Raw genomic sequence first — 21,037 nt, 5'->3', positions numbered from 1 at the left:
GTAGTGTCTGGTTTCCAGGTAGGCTGATAAATGACATCTGGTTAGGACGCTTAGATTAATTCAGTGCGAAAACTAGCAAGAGAGCAAGGGCTAGAGGATTAATTAACTGCTTCCCTATTCGCTGTGTCGCTTAAGTGCTAATGCTTGCAAGAAATTTTGAAGGCATACAGAAACACCTTCTGGAGAATCAAAGGATTTTTTCATGGCTCCTCATGTAAATGCAATGATTGCGTCAGTGGATCTAATATGCCCTCCCATCGCTAATAGTAGCGTCTCACAAATATCAAAGAATAAAAATGTAGTAAAAATCCTTAGGTTGAGCGATTTCTACATGATCGGCGGGCGGGCAAAAGCTATTTTTTCTGATGTACATGCGGATGATGAGGGCAGAATCCACTTTGAAATACAAGTTCAAGGCGGTGCAAGCGATAAAGGATTTATTGATACTGGTTTGCTTCCCCCAGTCGCGAATATTAATGAAGAAGTAGAGATCACGATAGGGGTCTCAGACATTTCGATCAGTTTCTACAAAGAAGAAAAGTCCGGAACTAGAACCGTCGTTGCAAGCTTCCATCCGGAGGATTTACTTTGGCGTCGGGGCCGCGCAGAAGAATTCATTGGCGGGTTAGAAAAATATCTTGAATTAGCCAGTTATGACCTTTTATATGTAGGAAAGGCAACCGGAACGGATAGCTTCGATAGGTTATTAAAAAAAGGACACGACGCAAGGCAGAAGATTGTTTCCGACGAGCCCCAGCGTTATCCAGGCGCGCACGTCAGTGATGAAATTTACCTTTTCTTATTTAAGGTAGAGCCCCTAATAATAAAAAGTTGGCGGCCCGAAGACGTGATTGAGGACAAGGATGTAATGATGTCCTATAGCAATTCGCGGCTGGTGTCTGACGCTGAGAAAGCTTTTGTCAGCCTCCTTAAGCCGAAGTACAACAATGAGCTCTATAGAAATTATCCGAAGGGGAAAGACGGGATTTACAATGAAGGCTATACTGGTTATTCGTATTCATTATCTGATGGCTTGGTATTTCGGACTAATTTTGGTTCAATGAAGGGAGCCCGCGAGCGCGGAACCACAATGTCAAATGACGCTGACTTTATTTCAATAAAAGGAGAGTCGGTGAAATTGCATATCGCAGGCGTTGATTATGAATTGGACGCATAATGCGCAGAGGATGGCACTCCGGTATCCGGACCGCTCGACGCATAGATCCTGAATTCGTAATGGCAACGTCCCCTATATAAGTAAGTTTTTGGCGATTTTTCATTAGCTATCATGAAATGGCTGGATATTAACTGAAGTTGCTAATAAAAAACTTATTTGCGTATCCTTATAAAAACTATTTTTCTTGGGGGATTAATGGGTTTTTTTACCGAAGATGAGCTCGCCTCACTAGCTATCGTTAAGATGAACTTCCAAGTTGTAGGCGATGAAGATTTTACTTCACGAGATCGTATGCCTGAGGTTGAGCACGCTGAATTCTTTCTTGCTAGAATTTTGGCTGTTGATATAGCTCCAGTTTTCACGTTCGAAGATGAAAGTACGACAAAGGCAACGCTTGAAGAGATGGCTTCACGATCCAAGCAATTTGCAACGGGCGCAACAGCGCTAGCGAAAGATTTTCATCGTCTTCATCGAGGCGGACAAACAGGCAAGGGCGCCTTTTTCTGCTTTGAGCTAGCCAGTGGGCGTGCTTCAACAAAGCTTTACGCAATGCTCAAGTATGACTACAGCGAGGTCTTGGCGCCTTCGGTGAGGCGGGCTGGTTCTCAAGATACGAGACAGCTGCGCCGTATTGTGGAGGCATTCGTTAAAGACAAGCGAGCGCTTCAAAAATCAGCAATTTTCAGAGTCGTTAATGATCAGGCGGAAGTTTTAGTTGCTGCTAAAGATCGCGCTGCGAGATCACCTAACATAACAGGATTTTATTCCAATTTTCTTGGTGTCAAGCGTGAGCGTGATGATGTAGAGCTAAACAAAGCCGTATCCGATGCTGTTCTGGATCTTCTGAAGGCAGCTCCGGATAACACTTGGCCTGAAGGACGGGCAGTTGCGAGATCGACGGTTGTGGAAATACTTAGGCGCTCGGTTGAAATCAACGATGATACGATTATCAATGCAGTGTTCGTTGCTGCAGGGCGGCCTGACGATGAAGAGATTGCTGAAGATCTGAAAAACCTAACCATGGGGGTGCTGCGTAAGAAGAAGATTGCAGGCCTCGAATTCCCGCCTAATTTAGAGGTATTGAAAGCAGCAGCAAAGCGTAAGATTCGTACTAAAGAAAAGATTAGCATCGAGTATCCGGAATCGTTGCAGGACGTACGTGTTACGACTGTCCGCAGGAGCGATGGTTCCGCAACCATAACTATCATTACTGATAAAATTGAGAGTGAAGAAGTTGTCCCCGAGACCATTAGCGCACTTCGTCGATCAACTGACGGTTAGGCCAGGAATTAGCTTGTCAGAAAGTGCCGAAGCGTCCGTTACGATTAATGGAGCAAGTGCTGCCGATGCGGTAACGCTTGCTGCTTTGCTTACATCGCTGAATTGGGACGTAAAAGTTGTAGATGATGCGGAATACGATGTGCCATTACATGCACTTCATGCCGGTTTAGAGCCGTATGCGATCACCTTTCAGAAGCCTTTATTTAATGATGGTATAGGCTTCGTAACTACGAAGGCATTCCACGATTGGCTTTTGATAAACCCAAAGGCTGAAGGCGTAGTGCGTGTCGCTAGTTCAACCGTATGTTTTTGTACAATGGGTTTTGTCGTATGTTCTTGGGATGAAGTAGGCCCAAGTAAAGTGAGAGAGGGGGTCAAGTCACCTAGAGATTTAGTAAGGTCAATTGGTACTGTTAATCCACTGCCACAAGATATACGTCCTTTTCTGTTAACCGACAGCAAAAATTTGCCCTGGGGAGACTTGGCTTTTGATGCTTGGATGTCGGCGGCTTGTCGAGCTACGTCTTACTCGGTGGCAGCAGAGGTCGAAGTTTCTAAAGTTACTTTTACTGGCCCGCCAAGACTAGATCTAGATCTAAATGAAGGTCGATTTCTAGATGATCTTGGAAGCGTTGGTTTTCTTGCTCTACAGGCTGCGGCGCTTTGGATCTACGAGCTTGATCGAGAGTCAGAAGTCCGGCATAGAATTTTTACGCACGAATTTGCTAGGATAGCTGAACGAGGACGTGGCCTAGGTAAAGCACTAGCAGAATCATGTGCTCTTGCTTTAGATGGAGCAAAAATTACATACCAATATGGACTTCACGAGCAAAGCAAAGACGCCATAAAGGGTCTTGGGGAGCTCCGTAAATCGGTTGTAGAGGATACTGCTAAAACGACCGAGGCCGCTCGCCAGCTTGCATTAAGCGCAGCTGGAGCTCTATTTTATAGTCTAGGCCTCATAGCTGGAAAAATAACAACATCTATTTCACCATTGCTTCTCGATGCAATGGGAATTCTCGGAATCCTATATTTGGGTTCAATTATCGGAATAAATTTTCGATTTTTATCGCAGCAAAGGGTGCTCAGAGATACCTGGCGTGGAAAGCTATATCGATATCTAACTGAGCCTGAATATAATGATTTAGTTGGTGTTCCGGTAAGGTCTGCAGAGTTATCTTTATGCGTCGCGCTTTTTGCTTCATCATTTCTTGGGCTGGTGATGTTTATTTGCGTAATTCTTAACAATCATTATAACTTTTTTTTCAAACAATGAGGCCGTATGGGCTGCCACTGATTTAATAGAAATATTGGTTGGGAATCACACATCATCATCTCAAACTCGGCTCGCAAATTGTTAGCCCGGAAAAATGTTCAGGCGCTGCCGATTGTAGAAAATTTCGATATATCTAATATCTTCCAGAGCGCGTGGTCGAGTATCGACGAAGCACTTGGAGTGAGTAATCTCTAGCGAAAAAAAGGATCGGGAAACGGCGTCAGTTTCAATTCTTGATACCGGCCTGCCAAATAAAGGCTCAGAAGCATCTTCCGCGCGTCGAATCGAGATGGCGGCACTCTAAAGTCATTATTAGCGCTCTGTCACACCAAACAGTTGACATCCCAACAAACCCGCAGCAATCTCTACCACAAGGAGCGTAGAAACTCCTCACAGAGCGGTACCCACCTCCGTCAAACCGGTGGGTTTTTTGTGCCTGCAGCATCTTGCGGGTGCAGCCGACGCGATGCCTGCGTCGGGAGGGCGGCTAATACAACACCCTTCGGGGAAATACGCCCGCCGGCTCTGTGCGGTTTCTAACCTCCCGACATCCCGTCGCCACCCGGCGGCGGGGCCTGTTCGTCAAGGAGGGCTTTGCCATGCGTCGATCCACGTCCAGTCCCAAGCCAGCGCGCAAGCGCGCCACGGTGCCGCCGCCCACCGAGATCGGCTGGCACTCGCTCGATCCCTCGATCCCGCCGCGGCCCTACCTTGAGCGCACCCCCATCCCCGAGCCCCGCCCCGATCCCACCAAGCCGCGCCGCCCAGGCCACCCGCGTGCCCCGCAACACTGCACCGTCGGCTACGGCTACTACCCCGACAGCCACCAACGCATCCCCACGCTGCGCCTACGCGGCCGCTGGCTGGAACAACTCGGCTTCACCATCGGCAGCAAACTCCACATCCGCATGCGCAACGGCGAGCTGGTCGTCACCGTGGCACCTCCGGAATAACGCTGGCGCGCCGCGTACACAACCGCGTACACAAATTCGTTGGGTTTGGCCTGGTATGCCGCCGGTGAGCGGGGCTGCGACCTCACACCATTCGATGAGGTGGAGTGATCGAAGGTTCCTGTTGCTGTTCTTGCTGTTGCGCTTGTTGCTGTTGCTGTTGCGTCTCGCCAAGCGCCTGCAACTGACTCAGTGACTGCTCTACTGGCCGTGCGATGGCGTCGCTTGTTTTCATGTGCGCCATCAGGTGGGCAGGGTTGTCGAGCGCCCCTTGAACAACAAATACGTTCTCGCCCTGCCGCACAGAACTTGTCTCGGTACTCAGCACGATGTGATCGATCCTTGATAGCCCGTTATCCATGGCCAAATACGCGCTGCTTGCTGCCAGCCGGGCACTGTTGTCGTCATAGTCACGGCCCAGCCCCTGTTCCAGGCGGCGCACGGCATCTTCTGCCTGGCGATGGAGTGGGTCTTGTGATTGCACGGCCCCCTGGATGTTTTGATACGTCGGCGCAGTGTTGTAATCGTCCTTGTTCACCTCTGGCGGGAACGTGAGCGGAGCAATCTGCTGCAACGTTGCAGGGTCGATGTCTCCGGTCTGGGAGAGGCCATGCGCTTGCTGGTAATTGATAACGGCAGCCTGCATCGAAAGGCGGTAGACGCCATCTTCTTGCAGCGGTTGATTGTCAGCACCTCGAAAGCCTTCGGCATTCAATTTCTGCTGCACCTGCCGCACCATCTCCGACGACTCACCGATACGGATTGTCCCGTCATCCACGAACGGCCTGGGCTCGATGCCGTGGTCCCGTCTCGCTGCATCAATGGGCAGACGGCCACTTACGAGGTCGCCGACATAGTTTTCGTAATGTTGGTAGTAACGGCTATCCACTTCCATGTGCACATGGATTGCGCCTGTCGCCTGCTTGCCTTGTACTCCCAACGCCTGGCCATACTCGACCTGGTCACCCTCCTGTACAAGGAGGGGGGACATGTGACGGACACGCAGGATGACATCGCCCCCTTCCCGATCCAGCACATCGACCAGGCCGGTTTTCGCGTTGACCGTGCCCACGACACCAGCAACAGGCGATGGAACATCCTGTGCCCTTGACGCAGGTCCAGAGGGCATTGCGGAGTCTTCAAGGATGAAGTCTTTCTTCAGCAATACCTGGCCGGGGCGAAGGCCATAGTCGTTGCCGACTTTGGCGACCTCGATTTCTTGGATCTCACCGCCAACCAGCGCCAGCGTGCGTCCAGGTTGCCCGCCAACCACTGTGCCATTGACCAGATGCGCACCGCTGTTGCTGTTGGGATGGTGCGTGACCAAGCCATCGAAGTTCTCGACAGCCTCGTTGTGATAACCCTTCTCCGCGTCCCACTCAAGTTGAATGACGCGATAAGGGACTTGCTGTGTTGCATCCTGTGCGGCCATGTGCCCACTCCCTGGTTAGTCCCTCAGGTTGATCGCGCGAGCTAGGTACCAACAGCCCTGGCTCCGTCTGAAAACGTAGGTATCTACTTCGTACTCCATGCCGAAGTCCACACTGCGGCCGTCACCGGCCATCGTCTGGATAGACACAGGGTATCCCACCTTACTTTGGCGCTCTGGCTTCATCTCCCCTGGAACGACTCGATCAAAGACCTTCGCATCCTTGAAATAACGATACGGGAATAGCTCCAGGCGGGAGCGACCTGTTCGCTTGGAGAGATGCGTGGCGGGTGACGTATCCGTTTCTTTTTCGACCGTGTGAGTTGGCACCTCATATTCCAGCGGATCATCGGTGAAGCTGCGACGCACGCTCTCGTCGGCAGAATCCGCATAGCGTTGCAGAAACGTGCCGAAATCTTTGGAGGGGCAAGACACAACTGGAGCCTTTGCAGCGTGTTGACTTGCATGCTCGCGCTGTGACGCGGTGGCGGGTGCAGGGGAGGTACACCCCGCTATTGCGGCGCAAAGCAATCCAGCGAATGCTACATAGGCCTTTCGGTGATTGGCACCCATACCTATCGTTCCCTCTGCGCTTTTGGCTGTTGGCGATGCAGGTCGCCAGAATGGTCTGTTACGTGCATCTGCTTCCGCACGACCGCTGGAATTCTGGTGAGGGTATCTGACCGCTGGACGTTGTGCGAATCCCTCCAAGGCGGCATGGCTTGTTCGCCAAGGAGAAGTCTGCCATGCGTCGATCACTTTCCGTTCAAGCCAACGCGCAAGCGCGCCACGGTGCCGCCGCCCACCGAGATCGGCTGGCACTCGCTCGATCCCTCGATCACGCCGCGGCGCTACCTCGAGCGCACCCCCATCCCCGAGCCGCGCCCCGATCCCAACAAGCCGCGCCGCCCAGGCCACCCGCGCGCGCCGCAACACTGCACCGTCGGCTACGGCTACTACCCCGACAGCCACCAACGCATCCCCACGCTGCGCCTACGCGGCCGCTGGCTGGAACAACTCGGCTTCACCATCTGCAGCAAACTCAACATAAGCATGCGCAACGGCGAGCTGGTCGTCAGCGTGGCTGTTGATGGCGGCATGGGCATGGGCACGAAGATCGACGGCAATTGACGGCGCCCACCGAGTCGCCGAGGATCACGTGACGCGGCGCTCATGCCCTTCAACGATCAGGCCGCAATGCAAGGACACCCGCCACCCGCAGAGATGCCCCACGTACGGGCCGACCTCAACGCCCAGGGCTGGGGCGGAGGTGGAGACACCGCGTTCTACGTTTTCGATCCCACTGCACTGGCATCAGCGCATCCGCAGCCGGGTAAGCATGTTTTTCTATGGGATGACGACGGCCCTGGAACCGTCCTTGGCTGGATTGGGGCCCTCGAACATGTCCAACTCGGCAAGTTCACCGGCTGGCGAGCAGTTCCTATTCCCGGCAGCTTCTACCGTGGCCCCAGCCCACTCGCGCTGATGCAGTTTGAGGCCTGACAATTCAATCACGCCAAACGGATCTTCCGGCTGGCCGACTTAAACGTAGGATCAAAAATGAGCAAGCAGGCGTTTGTCGATCTCGATTCTGCATTGGTAGCCATTGATGCTTTCACCGGTCTTGCGGAGGAGTTTGAGTTATCCATCCCCAGCGATCTGCAAGACCCATTTGGTGTCAATATGGCCGTCATCACCGACCGGGTACTGGCACGCGGCTGGTGGCCTGAGGGTTTTGAGCAAAAAGATGGCTATCGGCTATATCGCTATAGCACCCCTGGCAGAACGGGTAACTAGCAGTGCATTCAAGCCGACGATAGATATGTTGGGTTAGTGTCGCATCGGTAGTGGAATCGATTAAAAATCGTGTTTAATGAAAGATGATGCCGCGTGATTTGCGTGGTGCCGACGTACCACCGCTACAAGACAGACGCAATTTGTACTTGGCTAGCGCCTGTGTCAGGCGAGGGCTGTGAAGTCATCGTGCCGCACGCTTGTAATGAGTACGCGGCGTGGTAAACGGGTCAGTCATCCGCTACAAAAGGTTGTAACTTCCGGTTTGAAAAGCCAAAGTAGCTCAACCTGAAGTCGCACGGGACGGCATAATTCAAATGCCAGTAACCATGGAGTAAATAGATGGAACGTGCTACTGAGCTTGCAGGTTTTCTTATCGCCCACGGCATATGGTGTTTATCGGACGGAGGGCCTCTGATACCAATGCTGGGGCAGGAATCTCCAGCGGGTGAACGGAAGATGCAACGTTTTGCAGCCGAACAGCTCGAGGATGGGGTCGCTCATGGCCGTCGACTTCTCGAATCAAATCCGGAGAGGTCTGACCGCGCCGCATTGGTGTACGACGGGTACATCACCCTCCCCACCGGTCGAACGGACGCCCTGTTCGTCATCATTCGCTACTACGCACAGGCTGCCGCAACCCTCACCATGGCAATCCCTTACCAAAACGCGGAGTCTGCCGGAGGATTTGCAGTTCATCGCCCAAAATTTCTTGAATGGCAAGGCCAGGGAAGCCCGGACTATCAAGCGCTCACACAAGCCTTTTTTCGCGGCGTCGATTCGCATAGCGAGGGAGCACGCGTCTGGATGGAGCACAGTAACGATTCTGCTTAGCAAACCATTCCTGCTTTGAATCAGCTCAATGCGCATCTACGCTTCAGCTATATTTCCAGTGGCTGGCCGCTTCACGAATCGGCTTAACTCAGGTGCTAGTCCTCAAGATGATCAATCGCGCGTTGTTGGTGGTCCTTCTCACTGTCGGCTTGCTGTCTTGCGCTGAAAAGCAGAGAGCCCAGCTGCTCAGCAAGCCCCCGCTGCCAAAAACTGAGGCCGATTGTATCTCTCGCAGTGGAGAGTGGATCTTCGCCGGGCCACAGAATGTCACCAAGTACTGCTTATTAAAGGCCACAGACGGAGGTAATAGTTGCAGCACATCGAGTCAGTGCCAAAGCGAGTGTGTAGAGCATAAGACGGGAAACACCTGTGCCGAGTACCTCAGCGGTTGTTTCTCGCCCACCGGCCACGGTACCGTAACCCAATGCGTCAACTAAGCAGCAAACTCCACATCCGCCTGCGCGACGGCGGGCTAGTCGTCCGCGTTGCTGAGCCCAGCGCCAAGGCGGCAGACTAAAGGGGCGACAGCAATTGACGGCGGTCCATGCCTCGCACACCATCACGTGATACCAAAAGACGGTTAGTTCATGCTGAAAGCGCTCCTATTGTTTTTGATCTTTTGCTCCAGTGACGCCCTCGCGCACGGTAGTCAGACACCCATTCCCAAGGCTGCGGCTCAACTGGTCACTGCGGTACATGACGCCGCGGTCTCGGAAAGGCCCGAGTCTCTGCGCAAGTTCATGGCGCCCGACTTTGTATCAAGCTTTGGTGGTGATGGCGGGCCCGATGAGGCCATTGATCTCTGGGGTCAAGATCGGTCCTACCTGAAGCAACTGGAGCGGGCTACAGTGGGCGAGTGCGTGCTCACGTCGCCCGGTTATTTGGAATGCTCTGCACAAGCTGGCGCTAACCACCGCGCTGGCTTCAAGCTTACAAAGGGCGGCTGGCGCTTTTTCTCATTCGTCGCCGGTGACTGACGCGCAGCACAGGGCTTGGCAATCGACGAGTCGACCCGTAGAAAAGTTTGATAGGAAGGGGAACCATGAGCTCAGCAATCTACGAACAACAACCGTCACGTGCGACGAATTGTTTGAATCTCTGGGAGAGGTTGATCCTTACGTCATCGCGCATGCGATAAATCGAACGCAAAAACGGGATCGGGCTCACTTTATAAACCAAGCTGACCGCGTTTCCTAGCGAGCTGGCTCAACTTGGGTGTTGGAACTCATGGAAGGAGTATTTAAAATTCCATCCAGGTAAAAATATTGCGTTTGCTTCAGCAGTATAGATGCCCGAAACTGGGACAAGTCATGAGTTCATACAAAGAAAAAAATAGAACGCGTCTCATCGAATTAATTAATAAAATATCGACGGAGAAGAACCCAGAGGGGTGGATTCATGTAGCTTCTATTGCGGTAGGTGGGCTTGCGTGTGTGGGGTTCTCCCGTGAGCGGCCTTGTCTCCTCGTTGTTTCAAGCTCTGGCCGCGCCGTCATTGATTGCAAGACAGGGGGAAAAATTGAGCGAGACTATGAAGAGTATGCGGGGCTAAGTGAGCATGGCCTGCACTGTGAAGGGATCGGAATAATAAAGAACGAGATTATTCCCATGGGTGGGTTGTACGGAGGTGGATTGCCTTTTGGCAATGAAGCCGGCGAGGCCCTGGAAATAGTTTCCCCTGAATGGCCTGAAAGTCACCTAATATTAAGCAAGCCAGGAAAAAGCCCATTAATTGAAGGTCATCAGTCGAGCTGTACAATTATATACACTGGTCATTTACTGGCGTATGGATTCTCATGGTGCGGCGATTATATCGTGGCTGCCTGCAGTAGCGATCTGGATCTTTGGTGTAAGAAACCGGATCTCTAAAAACTGGCTCAGCCGACCCGCAGAAGCTGAGGAGACGAGCGAGTGTGCGGCTCGTCGAGCTTCGCGTGCTGAAGGTCTGGAAAGGTCAGCTGAAGCCAGGAGACCGTGTCCAGGCAACAGCGGAAGATTCAATCAATTTTGTCAGTGATGGGTTCGTTCCACTCTTGGGCTCCGATCGGTTGGTATACGCGAGCGGTTCCCAGCCTCTTATGCTGGGCAGTTGCTCAAGGACCGCACCACTGGAGACCATGCGTGACCTACAGGCGCTGGAGGCGCTATCCAGGTGGTCGCATGGCAGGTAACGTGAGCGGCACTGCCTCCACGGCGACGGCGAGGTGACGCGGGCATTAGGTCCTTTGGAGCATATGGTCACTTACCCATCAGAGCCGGAACTTGTTCTCGCCCTCGATCACCACGATGAGTTGGTGCGGCAGTGTGCTGCCGGTGCGTTGTCGTTCGGAGCTTTCTGTGCAGCGTACGATAACTTTTACTGGGCATACGCACTGGACGGGCATGAGTCCGACGCTGCAGGCCAGGCGCTGCTAGGCCGGCTGGTAGTCCGCGTAGCTCCACATCGCGCACTGGCCGAGACCGTCCTGGCTCATATCCATCCTGGGACCCCCGAGAGTCATGCCAGCTATGGCAAGGCCGGCAGGCTCGGTACCGATGAGGCCATGGTGCGTCTCAAGCTCATCGCTGCTGGCCTCCTTTCTTGGAGAGCCTGAAAATTCATTCAAGCCGAACCCGCCCCGCGACGCGGTTCAATTCAGGAGCTCATCCCTCATGACGTATCTGGCGACACTTTTATTGATATTCCTATCGTCCTCTGCCGCCGCTGCCGTCCCCAAAGCTTGGCTGGAGCGCGTGCCTGATTCAGCCGGCAGTTGGCGCGATTGGACTGCGATTCCCGAAAGTGCGTTTTTTGAGGTTCCAGGGCCAATGTTTTCGAACGCAGAAGCCTTGCTTGCAGATGCCGCCTTCCTGGCTCAAGAGCAAAGTGACATGGCCTCCTTTGGCCGCCCTGATTTTGCATGCCCGGCCCATACCAAGCCTTATCTGCTACGTGCAGCCTATATCAACCATGGTACTGGCAGGTTTGGCCTGGATTGGGCAGGTTCCGTGTTGATTGTGTCGCATGCGTCACTTGGACCCGGGGGTCCCCCAGGCCGGTCGGCTCTGGTTGCCTGCCTTTCTCAGGCGCCGTCCGCCGTCTTCAGTTCCTTGTCCGGTGCAATATGAGGCCTGACACGTCGAACGCGCATTGCATGACTTGGGAATGAGAAGTAAGGATTCACTGGGATCTCTCTGACCACGCATTCATACCGTCGCCACTGTGCGGCGCGACGTACCTCTGGTGTCAGGCGCCAAAAATATATGATCGCAATCGAGTTTGAACCACCAAGCGTTTCCTCCTGCGAGTGCTGCGGGAAAGAGACCGTTCGCCTCACGCGTTTTGTTACAGATGACGGTAACGCGCACGCTGTTTACTACCTTCAGTACACGCCCGGGCACGAACCGGAGCATATAAGCGGTTTGATCAGCCTCGGCGAGTGGGGTGAATCGGCCTCGCCAGCAGATCGCATTGCATTTCCGTTCCGCCTCTGGGCCACCGAGGGGACGTATAACGTGGGACTCACCGATGCCGCAGAGTCGCCATGGTCCAAAGCAACGTTTCTTGGGGCCGTGCTCGACCGGGCTCAGGCAATGAATCACCCCTGGTGCAAGGAGGTGTTTCACATCACGGATCACATCACTAGTCAGGATCTTGAGGCAATTGCATTTCTTGCTAGGAAGCATCAACGGAGCGCCTGACAACTCGCTCAGGTAGGAATTGTCTAGCTGCAGCACTGACGTCCCGGCTATCACACCATGCTTGCCTGTCACCCCGTCTTCCTACGTCATCGGCGCATCGTAGGTAGGAGTTAATCGAGATTTGCTATGCTTGCGGTGAGGAGAGAGCTTTGTCGTCTCGAGAAAGAACGGAGTCAGGTTCACTTTATAGCTCAACCTAACCCAATTTCACGGAAGTTAAGCCTAAAATGATTGGGCGTAACAATATGAGCACACAAGGATGCGGCCTAATGCTTGGTGGTAACGGTGGGGACGCAGCTGAGAAAGCGATGAGCTTCAAGTGCTTGCAAAGATTGACTGCTCTCAGGGCGTTGGCGAAGATCAGTTTATGCCGCGCTTAGGCGGTCCAATAGTAGTTAGCCGGCAAGACAGCCATGATCTTCACCAGAAAGAACTGCAAGCCCATTGAGTCTCCCAGCGAGGCTCAGATAGCGCGTGCGATTTCGCTTAAAAAGTCTTCGTTTGCCGCGCTTACTTCCACGGATGGCGCCTACATCCAAGCTGCTGGCGGCCCTAGTTTGTTCTTCATCGAGTGGCGCGATGTCACCGGGAGTCATCATCGTGGGGCTCAGGCAACTACTGTTGTTCCCTTCCCCGATGGCACGGTCCTTTCCTTCAGCGCCGGCAGCGTAGAGCTCGCCAAAAATGAGTGGTTTCTTGCCTCACAGGTTAACGAGGTTTTCCGAGCATTCCTTGCTGGCAAGCCATTCCCATCTTGGCTTCGGTGGTCTGCTCTCTCCGCTGGCTATATTCATGCAGATTAACAAATCGTTCAAGGCGGACGGCTACACCGCCGCTTAACTCCAGCGTTAGGCCCCAGAGGAAACTATGCGCAAGCTTGTAGCGGTCGCTACACTCTTCATTGCTGCTTGCTCTAACTAAGAACGGAACTAAGAACCGGGTCAGGTTAAATTGAAAATTCTACCTGACCCTTTTCCACATCTTGAGGAACATCCGTGCTTAGCCTAGAGAGTCCACGCTGGTCTGAACTTCAGCACGCATATGGAGCGGCTTCTGACATCCCGGCCATGCTCGCTCAACTGAAAGCGCTATCCACATCTGAAGGCAAGAGTGAACCATGGTTCTCACTGTGGAGCGCCCTTGCCCACCAAGGAGACGTGTACAGCGCCTCTTTCGCAGCAGTGCCGCATGTGATCAGTGTGCTCGCCACAGCGCCGCACACAGTTGAGGCGGTCTTCTTCCAATTCCCCGCATGGGTCGAAATCTGTCGCAAGAAGACCGGGGTGGCAGTGCCCAAAGATCTGACTGCGTCGTACTTCGAAGCGCTGTCAAGGCTACCAGCGCTCGTAGCGGCGGCATCATCGCGCGAATGGAGTGAAGAGTTTCTCCAGTGCGCACTATCTGCGATAGCGGCCGCAAAGGGGTCGGCCGAGGTAGCCGAGGCGGTGCAGGAGATGTCAGAGTCCGTCGCAGGAGAGTTCCTAGAGTGGTTCTATGAGCACTGAGACGTCCAACCCTTCAATCAACAGGACATGTCCCGGCTAGCCGAGTCATGCCTGTTATCTCAAACGTTAGGGCCCACATGGAACGTATGTTGCGAGTCGGACTTTGCATGGGAGGCGCCTGGATCGCGGCCATGGCCCTATCGCTCGTCACGTACTTTGCCTATTGGCCATCTCGCTGGAACATTACGACCCCAGACAGCTTTCTTTGGATTGGCTTTCTGGGTGCACTGTTCACAGATTTTCTGCCATTGCTTACGTTAAGTATGCTGAGCATTCGTAGGGCTCCAACTCCAGCTACATCCGCTGCTATTCCTGCTGGCTGACTATTGGCAATCTGCCTTATTCGCATGTCCAAGCAATGGCGCTACTATGGCCAATTTCCCGCTTGGATGCTCTACCGGGACTTTTTCCAATCCGCCGCAGCTGCTGCCATTGCGTGCCGCGTTGTACGGGCAGGGACAGTTGCCGGGATACGCATTGATCGATTGTTGAATCAGCAGCGTCCTGATGTTGGCATCAGACAACGCTGTAGAAGGTCCTTTGGCAAGTGCGTGTGGCGCTAATGCCATCGCTACCGCAAGCAAGCAGAACTGCAGTCGCATAGGTTCGTCCTAATGTCGCACGTTAGGTGCGCAATAGAACAGGCAAGGCTTGTTCCCGCGTCCTATCGAGTTCGCTCTCACATACTCTATAAATGGCTGTGTTCGCTTTCCGCCGTGTTCAAACGCCCACACCGCGATCGCCTGAAGGTGGAAGCTAGCGAACTCTCCAAAAGCCAGGGCCAAACATGACTTCAGATGACTTTGTTAGCGGGCTGAAGACCCAATGCGCGAATGCAGCCGTTCGCGATTGCGTGGAACTTCTTAAAGCCCCGCCGGGCCGTAGGCCCGAACAATCTTTGGTTAGCTTGTCCGTCTGGTATCGCGGTCTCACTCCTGCCGACAAAGCCAACGTTGTCGCCGCATTACAAATTGCGGCCGATGCAACGCTGTTCGGCGTCTTGTGCGTTATCGACGGTGTTCGCGCTATCGAGGATCAATCAACCAAGTCCAAGTTCAGACTCACAGCCACATGCAACGGTTCGACGTCACTCATAGCGCCCGGACCCGAAGATCTTCATGCTCTTCTACAGACAGATTCTCTGTAAGAAACGAAGTGCGCCGCGCATATGCAGCAGACACTGTCTAGCTCTGGCGTAGCGCGCCGCAGGTGAGCTGGGCTGTACCTTACACAAGGCGATGAGACCGCAAGAAGTGGGGTCAGGTTAATCTAATGAGTCGACTTGACCTCTCATCCCTTCATGGCGCATCCGCAATGCAAACGTGGTTGTCATTTTTATGCTGGACTCGATATCGTTGAATGATTGACCAAGAGCCCAGAGTGCGGGAATATCGTACGGTAGTAGTCTAACGCTCACTGCGGATTACAAAGGACTTCATGGATGAATAAGAAGATGCGCCCTTCTCTTGGGGGCCTGATCAATCCTTATAGCAAAATCGGACTCATATTATTGGCGGTGGCCGCATTGGTTTTCTTGAGGGGCCTAATCAAGGCTCCTTCGCCCAGCGATGAGATCCGGCAGTTGGTTGTCATTGGCCTTGCCGTGATGGGTGTCATCCTGTGTACGCTTGGCTTTCTTACGGTCAAGCAGCCTGATGGCAGATAGGCTTTGTCTAACTCTGACTTTGATAGATGTCCATTGACAATCTTCTATCAACGCAGTTTGCGATGAAAGTTGGCTTATGCCGCCTCATTTTAATGTGCTGAGGTCTCTAATCTGCACGACATTGACCGGGGCAGTGAAAAGCAAGAGAGCGATGGATGAGCAGCATTGTGACCTCAAGGCAATCTGAAAACGCTCGCTTCTCCATTCCTTGTGTCGTACGCCACCAATGCCTCCTGGAAGGCATCAGCGCTGCCAACGAGGTCACCGTCACTGCTCCAGATGGCAGACCGGCCCGCTCCTACGAAGGTATCGGCGGGGCCTACACAGTTCGCCATCAAGACAGTCATGGAATGCGTTTTTGCAATCGTCGGATAATGACTGTAGGCCGATGTCACGCCCCTTTCCGATTTGGCCACGCTTGCCAGATACACGCCAGCACCTGACGCTGCAGCTTGTTCTGCATGGCTTGCCTGCAGTGACTCGTAGCAAATGGCAGGCGCTAACACCTGACCTGCGTGTCTGAGCACAAGCTGCTCGGTACCTGCGGTGAAGAACGGTAACTCGTCGGGGTGTAACTGCTGTTTGGAGTAGCTTGTGCGCTCCAGCCCCGGTTGGAAGCAGAGCATGCTGATTTCGGTGCCTTTTGCTCTTTTCGTGGGCGCGCCAACGGCGATGAGCATGCCGTACCGGTCACTTGCCAGCTGAAATTGATCAAAGCGCTGATCAGCCGGCTGCACCGCCAGCGTCTGCGCCAATCCGGGTTCGTAACCGGTGAGGGACAGCTCGGGAAAGACCAGCACATCCGCACCCCTGCTCGCCGCCAGGCGAATGACATCGAGGTGCTTACCGATGTTCTCTTCGATTTGGCCAGGCGTCGAAAGGATTTGCGCAGCTGTCAGCTTCATTGCCTGTCTCGTGTCCACGTGATGGGGTTTGAGCGTAGCGGATTCCGAAAGGCGGGTAACCAGTGCGCTTGAAAGCCCGGAAATGCTGCTCGAACGCCTACACTTTCGAAAGCGAGACGTCTTGCCTGGATGCCTATCTTCAGCGCCGGTCAGGAGAATAGGTTGACCGGATGGTTACCGGTCTTCTCCAGCGTGCTTGGTTATAGATCAGGGTGCGCCGCACTGAAGCAGTGACTCATTTGTTGAGCACCTTGGTTGTCCACACCTGGTCGTAGTCGGCATTGTGTGCCTTGGTGAATCCGTTGGCATCGCTGCGTCCATCGTCAACTTTCTGGCCATCCTTGTAGATCACGTAATGGCGCCCGCCGGCAGCCTGGTCGCCGTGGTAATGCAGCTGCATCCGGTACACCAGCCTGCTCTCTTCTACTGCTGGCGTCGCCTGCTGCCGTATAACGCTGCTGGCCATTTGCTGTATCTGCAACAGCGGTGTCGTCTGCTGCGGATGGGCCACGACCCAGCGCATGAAATTGGCCTGGTCCTGCGCTGACGCCTGCCCGGACGCTGGCCAGATGTAGAGAAAGGTTGCCGGCGTATTGGGTGCTGTACTGACGGCCGGCATGTGCCACTCGTAGACCTGTTGCTTGCCGTCGGCTGTCGTCATCTCGAGCAGGCGGGCACTGCCTTGCGATGGGTTGCCGGCGGCACCCGACAGTTCACTGATCGGCGCCAGGCCGGAGCCCGGTACGGCGCCCGCCAGTGCCACTAGCAGGTCGCGCTGGTTTGTCACTTCCTGTTCGTTCAACGACAGCGAGCGTAGGTAGCGCGAACGCAGACTGAAACGGTAGCGCGTTTCCTGCAGGGTGAATTCTCCCTCGACTCTGGATGCCTCGTGCCAGTCGTGTCCGGGTGCCAGATTGACGGTGCCGTGCATGACGCAAAACCCCTGCTGGGACTGTGCCGCTGGCGGGAAGGGCGATGCGCTGCTGGTGATCGAGGCCAGGATTTCCTTGGTGCGCCGTTCGGTGATGTCCTGCAGGCGGCTGATGGCGGTCTTCTGGAAACGAAAGGTGGTGCCATCGCGATGGGCGAAACCGGTGACCTGTACGACATTCGGGTCGAGCGGCAACGTGTCTTCCGCGTGTGCGACGATGACCCTGCCATCGTCCTGTGCCAGCCTCTCCACCGGCTTGATCAGTTGGCGCACCTTGCCATCGCTGGCCGATGCTTGTGCGCTCAGCAGGCGCTGCGCATAGCTGGCGGTGTCCTCGCGGTAGGTATCGATGTCGCCCCAGTAAAACTGCGCGGAACTTCCCAGAAAATGCAGGGGCACATCGGTCGTCACGGCAAGACGCCCGATGCAGTAACTGGTGTTGACGGGATTGTCCGCCGACGGCAGCAACGATTTGTTGGTGGTGTTGGTTGTGCTGCAAGCGGCAAGCAACGCCATGGCAGCAAGCAGCGGTGCGCGCATCAAACGCGTGGCGGAACGTCTCAACGCAATTCCTTCAAAACAGCAATCGGCAATGATAGATGACGCCGGTCCACGCGGTGCGTCACCCCTGACAAGGTCTTCTGGCGCGCCCTGCTGCTATCACCATCCATTTGACTGATTGCGGGATCGAGCGAGCCGAATTCGTTCTGGTCGTTGCGGGCCACCGTAAACCGCAACGCGCTGCCTCGCATCGACTTTTATGTCGCGCGGTGGTCGATGGCGGGCCTGCCTCGATGCGCCTGCCACTGCAGGCGTGAGGCGCACCGGGGGGGCTCGGCTTGCGATTACTTCTTTCGGTACACCCCGCCGAAGGAAACGTTCATTCCGCCGCATTCCAGGTTGTCGTCGGCCAGCAGCATGTCGCCCAGCAATTGCAGGCGCACCTTGCACGTGTCTTCGTTGACCTCGACGCGGTTGCCTTCCGGATAGCCGCGCGCGGTGACCGAGCCCGTGTGCGGACCGCCCGGCGTCTGTTCCGGGTCGGGAAAGGCGCTGGGCCAGTACGCATCGCCGTTGACGGTGATGCTGCCGTCTGGGTTGGTGGTCAATTGCAGCGTGTTGTCGCCGTCGTGCCAGTGGCCGTTCCACGCCTGCGGTGTGGGCGTGGCCGCGCTTGGCTGCATCTGCAGGCTCGACTGTGCGACCCAACCAGCATTGCCGCCTCCCTTGTTGGGATAGAGCACGCAGACGTAGGCATTGCGGCGCTGCGCCGTCAGGACGATATCGTTCTTGACCACGTAGGCGCGTCCCTGGCATGCGGCCCCGCCCGTGTCCGGGCAACCATCGGTGTCCTTGAGCAGGTACAGGCGCGGCGGGATGACCTTGCCGAGTGAGAACGCCACCGGCGCACTGGTGAACAACCCATTGCGGCAGGTGGCATCGTCGTCAGCAGGCGCGGCGTGGACCAGCGGCGAAACGCCCAACAGGGCAAGCATCCAGGCCTTCAGCATGGCAATCACTCGAAATGTGGCGCGATAGTGTGCGGCAAACCGGGCCGTCTTTCAGCAGGAAAGTGCCACCACACGCCACGCATGCCACAGCTGCGCTGACCACGTCCAGGTCCACGCCCGCGCACAGGAGCGGGCCGCCGATTGCGGCGCGGTGCCGCGCGTGGTGCGGCGTTGTGCATTCGCCTCCGGGGGATGCATACGTCTGAATCACTCAGTGGACGTGTATGAGCCTTCTTCACCTGGGCAGGCAGATGCTGTTGTCTCCAATCGAGAGGGAGTGGAGCATGAAACAGTCACTGTTGGTCCTGTCCATCGTCGCGGCGCTGGCGCTCGCTGGCTGCAAGCCGAATGCCGACAAGGAGGCCGCAGCGCCTGCCGCGTCCACCGAGCCGACGCCGACCGGTGGCGCGGCGACCCCGACCACGCCGCCTGTCGGCGAAGCCAGCCCGGCGCCTGAAGGCGCGGCGCGCGCGAGTTCCGGAGACGACATCGCCCTTGGCTTGCTCGGGGCGGTGGACAACCACGAGATCGCCGCAGCGAAGCAGGCGCAGGACAAGAAGGTCACCGGCGCGGTGCTGGACTACGCGAAGATGATGGAGAAAGAGCACACCGAGAACCTGGAAAAGACCAAGGCGCTGGGAACGCTGGCTGAAACCCCGGACGTCAAGAAGCTGGAGAGCAAGGGCGAGCAGGACCTGTCCACGCTGGGGCAGAAGTCCGGCAAGGACTACGCGGCGGCCTACATCGATGCAATGATCGCCGGACACAAGGACGCGCTGCAGCTGATCGAGACGCAGATGATGACAGTGGCGTCGACCGAGCCGGTCAAGCAGCATCTGACCGAGACCAAGACGCACGTCGAGCAGCACCTGGCGAAGGCGGAAGCCATCCAGAAGGCGATGTGAGCGTGGGCGTGGCAGATCGCCGGTCTGCCACGCCTGGTCTGCAAGCGGCGAGTGGGCGCGACGTCGCCCTTTTAAGCGTCAGGGATCTGCGCGGACGTCGATCAAATGTTCTCTGGCGATGCGTTCGAGCCCACGTCGCGTTGCCGTAAACGTGATGGCAACCGACCTTCTGCTCAGCGGCAACGATCGAAGGTTCTGACGCGGGTTTGCTCTGCAATGATCAGGCGGTCTTCCATCTGGCTCAGGATGAAGACTGCAGGAACGTCTTTCTTCGGCGCGTTGGCAGACGCGGTGATGATGCGCCATGTCCATGGTGTGCGTGCCAGCAGCGTGACCGCGTTGGGCCAGAGGTCTTCGCCCTTGCCGGTCATGTGATCCCAGCCGAACTGGATGAGGTGCTTGGGGTCCGCTGTCTCGGCGTCGCGGCAGGCGATCCCTGCGGTGACCCAGGCGCCTCGCAGTTGCTCGGGAAAATGGGCCTTGGGGACGTGTGGTTCATAGCTGCCAGCGCCGGTAATGCGCGTCAACGCGCCTGGCTTCCAGGTATACGTCCAGCTGTAGCGGCCGGGGGCGGGACAGCGCTGCGACCCGTCCGGCTTGGGTTGTTCCCGTTTGCAGATTGGCGAGTTCTCCTGCACGACGAACACGACCTCGATGCGGTTGCCCTGGACTGCAAGAGTCATCACTTCGCCAGGAATCTGCTCGCTGGCGTCTGGCGTGTAACCGGTCTTGCGTGCCCTGGTTTCCCATTGGTCGATCGGAGCGCTGACGTTGGGTGCCTTCCCGGGTGGGTGCTTGCGCAATACATCGATGCTGTTGGGGCAGTCGGAAGTGGAACCCGAGCAATACGAAGAACTCAGATAGACGATCTCATCGACTCCATCCTTGTCCAGGTCGACGACCTGGACGAAGCCGGCGTAGTCCTCCTTGACGATGTCGTCGTTGACGCTGACGTCTTGCCAAAGCCCTACGATCTCTCCGGCACGGCTCGGGCTCAGCCTCTGATCCTTTGCCGTTGCAACTGTGGCGGTGGTCAGCAGTGCCGCCATGACGTAGCTGCGCATCCTTGCTCTCCCTGCAGGTTGAGGCCATAGCCTACAACCCTTGGGAGTTGGCCAGCGCTGCCTGAGCCCTCACCACTGCCGCGCTTGTTTGATTTTCGTCAATTCCACCGACACATGAAATTCGCAGTG

Annotated in this window: 23 protein-coding genes; 16 read left to right on the top strand and 7 right to left on the bottom strand. The window is 55.4% G+C overall.

Annotated features, from left to right (window positions below; translation table 11 throughout):
• The first annotated feature begins 202 nt into the window (after positions 1-202).
• The 4 genes from AC1KVE_RS19650 (at position 203) to AC1KVE_RS19635 (ending at position 4,687) form a co-directional block, all read left to right on the top strand.
• Positions 203-1,177, top strand: coding sequence for a hypothetical protein (locus AC1KVE_RS19650; RefSeq protein ID WP_481093027.1), 975 nt, complete (start codon positions 203-205; stop codon positions 1,175-1,177).
• A 156-nt stretch (positions 1,178-1,333) separates the two neighbouring features.
• Positions 1,334-2,458: a hypothetical protein gene (locus AC1KVE_RS19645; protein WP_481093028.1), complete on the top strand. Its 1,125-nt coding sequence runs from the start codon at positions 1,334-1,336 to the stop codon at positions 2,456-2,458.
• 13 nt (positions 2,459-2,471) lie between these two features.
• Positions 2,472-3,734, top strand: a complete 1,263-nt coding sequence (locus AC1KVE_RS19640) for a hypothetical protein (RefSeq protein ID WP_481093029.1) — start codon at positions 2,472-2,474, stop codon at positions 3,732-3,734.
• Between the two features lie 599 nt (positions 3,735-4,333).
• On the top strand, positions 4,334-4,687 hold the full coding sequence (locus AC1KVE_RS19635; RefSeq protein ID WP_481093030.1) for a SymE family type I addiction module toxin: 354 nt from the start codon (positions 4,334-4,336) through the stop codon (positions 4,685-4,687).
• A gap of 82 nt (positions 4,688-4,769) precedes the next feature.
• On the opposite strand, the gene AC1KVE_RS19630 is transcribed toward AC1KVE_RS19635, so the two are convergent.
• Both AC1KVE_RS19630 and AC1KVE_RS19625 read right to left on the bottom strand, forming a co-directional pair.
• Positions 4,770-5,579 carry an XVIPCD domain-containing protein gene (locus AC1KVE_RS19630; protein WP_481093042.1) on the bottom strand — a complete coding sequence of 270 codons (810 nt, stop codon included), beginning with the start codon at positions 5,577-5,579 and terminating at the stop codon, positions 4,770-4,772.
• A 552-nt stretch (positions 5,580-6,131) separates the two neighbouring features.
• A complete protein-coding gene (locus tag AC1KVE_RS19625; protein ID WP_081280661.1) occupies positions 6,132-6,548 on the bottom strand; it encodes a hypothetical protein in 417 nt (138 codons plus the stop codon).
• A gap of 357 nt (positions 6,549-6,905) precedes the next feature.
• On the opposite strand from AC1KVE_RS19625, the gene AC1KVE_RS19620 reads away from it, so the two are divergent.
• The 11 genes from AC1KVE_RS19620 to AC1KVE_RS19570 all read left to right on the top strand — a co-directional run bounded on the left by AC1KVE_RS19620 (position 6,906) and on the right by AC1KVE_RS19570 (position 15,592).
• Entirely contained in the window at positions 6,906-7,244 is a 339-nt protein-coding gene (locus AC1KVE_RS19620) for a SymE family type I addiction module toxin (protein ID WP_481093099.1), read from the top strand.
• A 42-nt stretch (positions 7,245-7,286) separates the two neighbouring features.
• Positions 7,287-7,616, top strand: a complete 330-nt coding sequence (locus tag AC1KVE_RS19615; protein WP_481093032.1) for a hypothetical protein — start codon at positions 7,287-7,289, stop codon at positions 7,614-7,616.
• Between the two features lie 57 nt (positions 7,617-7,673).
• Positions 7,674-7,910, top strand: coding sequence for a hypothetical protein (locus tag AC1KVE_RS19610; protein WP_481093033.1), 237 nt, complete (start codon positions 7,674-7,676; stop codon positions 7,908-7,910).
• A 339-nt stretch (positions 7,911-8,249) separates the two neighbouring features.
• Entirely contained in the window at positions 8,250-8,741 is a 492-nt protein-coding gene (locus tag AC1KVE_RS19605; protein ID WP_481093034.1) for a hypothetical protein, read from the top strand.
• A 587-nt stretch (positions 8,742-9,328) separates the two neighbouring features.
• Positions 9,329-9,718, top strand: a complete 390-nt coding sequence (locus AC1KVE_RS19600) for a hypothetical protein (RefSeq protein WP_481093035.1) — start codon at positions 9,329-9,331, stop codon at positions 9,716-9,718.
• A 333-nt stretch (positions 9,719-10,051) separates the two neighbouring features.
• A complete protein-coding gene (locus AC1KVE_RS19595) occupies positions 10,052-10,609 on the top strand; it encodes a hypothetical protein (RefSeq protein ID WP_481093036.1) in 558 nt (185 codons plus the stop codon).
• Between the two features lie 783 nt (positions 10,610-11,392).
• Entirely contained in the window at positions 11,393-11,848 is a 456-nt protein-coding gene (locus AC1KVE_RS19590) for a hypothetical protein (protein ID WP_481093037.1), read from the top strand.
• A 135-nt stretch (positions 11,849-11,983) separates the two neighbouring features.
• Complete coding sequence (locus AC1KVE_RS19585) at positions 11,984-12,421, top strand: hypothetical protein (protein ID WP_481093038.1); 438 nt, start codon at positions 11,984-11,986, stop codon at positions 12,419-12,421.
• A gap of 413 nt (positions 12,422-12,834) precedes the next feature.
• Entirely contained in the window at positions 12,835-13,224 is a 390-nt protein-coding gene (locus AC1KVE_RS19580; protein ID WP_481093039.1) for a hypothetical protein, read from the top strand.
• 264 nt (positions 13,225-13,488) lie between these two features.
• Positions 13,489-13,926: a hypothetical protein gene (locus AC1KVE_RS19575; RefSeq protein WP_481093040.1), complete on the top strand. Its 438-nt coding sequence runs from the start codon at positions 13,489-13,491 to the stop codon at positions 13,924-13,926.
• Between the two features lie 1,441 nt (positions 13,927-15,367).
• A complete protein-coding gene (locus AC1KVE_RS19570) occupies positions 15,368-15,592 on the top strand; it encodes a hypothetical protein (protein ID WP_046345278.1) in 225 nt (74 codons plus the stop codon).
• A 173-nt stretch (positions 15,593-15,765) separates the two neighbouring features.
• Here the strand turns inward: AC1KVE_RS19570 and AC1KVE_RS19565 are convergent, their stop codons facing one another.
• The 4 genes from AC1KVE_RS19565 to AC1KVE_RS19550 form a co-directional block, all read right to left on the bottom strand.
• Positions 15,766-16,497: a carbon-nitrogen hydrolase family protein gene (locus AC1KVE_RS19565; protein ID WP_481092591.1), complete on the bottom strand. Its 732-nt coding sequence runs from the start codon at positions 16,495-16,497 to the stop codon at positions 15,766-15,768.
• Between the two features lie 235 nt (positions 16,498-16,732).
• A complete protein-coding gene (locus AC1KVE_RS19560; protein ID WP_481093098.1) occupies positions 16,733-17,968 on the bottom strand; it encodes a hypothetical protein in 1,236 nt (411 codons plus the stop codon).
• Positions 17,969-17,988: 20 nt separating this feature from the next.
• Positions 17,989-18,153 carry a hypothetical protein gene (locus tag AC1KVE_RS19555; protein WP_481093097.1) on the bottom strand — a complete coding sequence of 55 codons (165 nt, stop codon included), beginning with the start codon at positions 18,151-18,153 and terminating at the stop codon, positions 17,989-17,991.
• 120 nt (positions 18,154-18,273) lie between these two features.
• Entirely contained in the window at positions 18,274-18,939 is a 666-nt protein-coding gene (locus AC1KVE_RS19550) for a hypothetical protein (RefSeq protein WP_184609732.1), read from the bottom strand.
• A 284-nt stretch (positions 18,940-19,223) separates the two neighbouring features.
• On the opposite strand from AC1KVE_RS19550, the gene AC1KVE_RS19545 reads away from it, so the two are divergent.
• Positions 19,224-19,844, top strand: coding sequence for a DUF4142 domain-containing protein (locus AC1KVE_RS19545; RefSeq protein ID WP_481092588.1), 621 nt, complete (start codon positions 19,224-19,226; stop codon positions 19,842-19,844).
• A 173-nt stretch (positions 19,845-20,017) separates the two neighbouring features.
• Here AC1KVE_RS19545 and AC1KVE_RS19540 read toward each other — a convergent pair whose 3' ends face one another.
• Positions 20,018-20,908: a hypothetical protein gene (locus tag AC1KVE_RS19540; protein WP_481092587.1), complete on the bottom strand. Its 891-nt coding sequence runs from the start codon at positions 20,906-20,908 to the stop codon at positions 20,018-20,020.
• Positions 20,909-21,037: the final 129 nt, after the last annotated feature.

This window comes from Xanthomonas sp. NCPPB 2864, assembly GCF_056675615.1.
Note: the sequence above shows the minus strand (reverse complement) of the source record. Positions and strands in the feature narration are given on the sequence as shown.

Excerpts from the sequence above, each read along its gene's own strand:
- AC1KVE_RS19580 (WP_481093039.1), top strand. The coding sequence starts at position 12,835 with ATGATCTTCACCAGAAAGAACTGCAAGCCCATTGAGTCTCCCAGCGAG.
- AC1KVE_RS19615 (WP_481093032.1), top strand. The coding sequence starts at position 7,287 with ATGCCCTTCAACGATCAGGCCGCAATGCAAGGACACCCGCCACCCGCA.
- AC1KVE_RS19590 (WP_481093037.1), top strand. The coding sequence starts at position 11,393 with ATGACGTATCTGGCGACACTTTTATTGATATTCCTATCGTCCTCTGCC.
- AC1KVE_RS19545 (WP_481092588.1), top strand. The coding sequence starts at position 19,224 with ATGAAACAGTCACTGTTGGTCCTGTCCATCGTCGCGGCGCTGGCGCTC.
- AC1KVE_RS19630 (WP_481093042.1), bottom strand. The coding sequence starts at position 5,579 with ATGGAAGTGGATAGCCGTTACTACCAACATTACGAAAACTATGTCGGC.
- AC1KVE_RS19605 (WP_481093034.1), top strand. The coding sequence starts at position 8,250 with ATGGAACGTGCTACTGAGCTTGCAGGTTTTCTTATCGCCCACGGCATA.
- AC1KVE_RS19650 (WP_481093027.1), top strand. The coding sequence starts at position 203 with ATGGCTCCTCATGTAAATGCAATGATTGCGTCAGTGGATCTAATATGC.
- AC1KVE_RS19600 (WP_481093035.1), top strand. The coding sequence starts at position 9,329 with ATGCTGAAAGCGCTCCTATTGTTTTTGATCTTTTGCTCCAGTGACGCC.
- AC1KVE_RS19570 (WP_046345278.1), top strand. The coding sequence starts at position 15,368 with ATGAATAAGAAGATGCGCCCTTCTCTTGGGGGCCTGATCAATCCTTAT.
- AC1KVE_RS19565 (WP_481092591.1), bottom strand. The coding sequence starts at position 16,497 with ATGAAGCTGACAGCTGCGCAAATCCTTTCGACGCCTGGCCAAATCGAA.
- AC1KVE_RS19575 (WP_481093040.1), top strand. The coding sequence starts at position 13,489 with ATGCTCGCTCAACTGAAAGCGCTATCCACATCTGAAGGCAAGAGTGAA.
- AC1KVE_RS19610 (WP_481093033.1), top strand. The coding sequence starts at position 7,674 with ATGAGCAAGCAGGCGTTTGTCGATCTCGATTCTGCATTGGTAGCCATT.
- AC1KVE_RS19585 (WP_481093038.1), top strand. The coding sequence starts at position 11,984 with ATGATCGCAATCGAGTTTGAACCACCAAGCGTTTCCTCCTGCGAGTGC.
- AC1KVE_RS19635 (WP_481093030.1), top strand. The coding sequence starts at position 4,334 with ATGCGTCGATCCACGTCCAGTCCCAAGCCAGCGCGCAAGCGCGCCACG.
- AC1KVE_RS19595 (WP_481093036.1), top strand. The coding sequence starts at position 10,052 with ATGAGTTCATACAAAGAAAAAAATAGAACGCGTCTCATCGAATTAATT.
- AC1KVE_RS19550 (WP_184609732.1), bottom strand. The coding sequence starts at position 18,939 with ATGCTGAAGGCCTGGATGCTTGCCCTGTTGGGCGTTTCGCCGCTGGTC.
- AC1KVE_RS19540 (WP_481092587.1), bottom strand. The coding sequence starts at position 20,908 with ATGCGCAGCTACGTCATGGCGGCACTGCTGACCACCGCCACAGTTGCA.
- AC1KVE_RS19560 (WP_481093098.1), bottom strand. The coding sequence starts at position 17,968 with ATGCGCGCACCGCTGCTTGCTGCCATGGCGTTGCTTGCCGCTTGCAGC.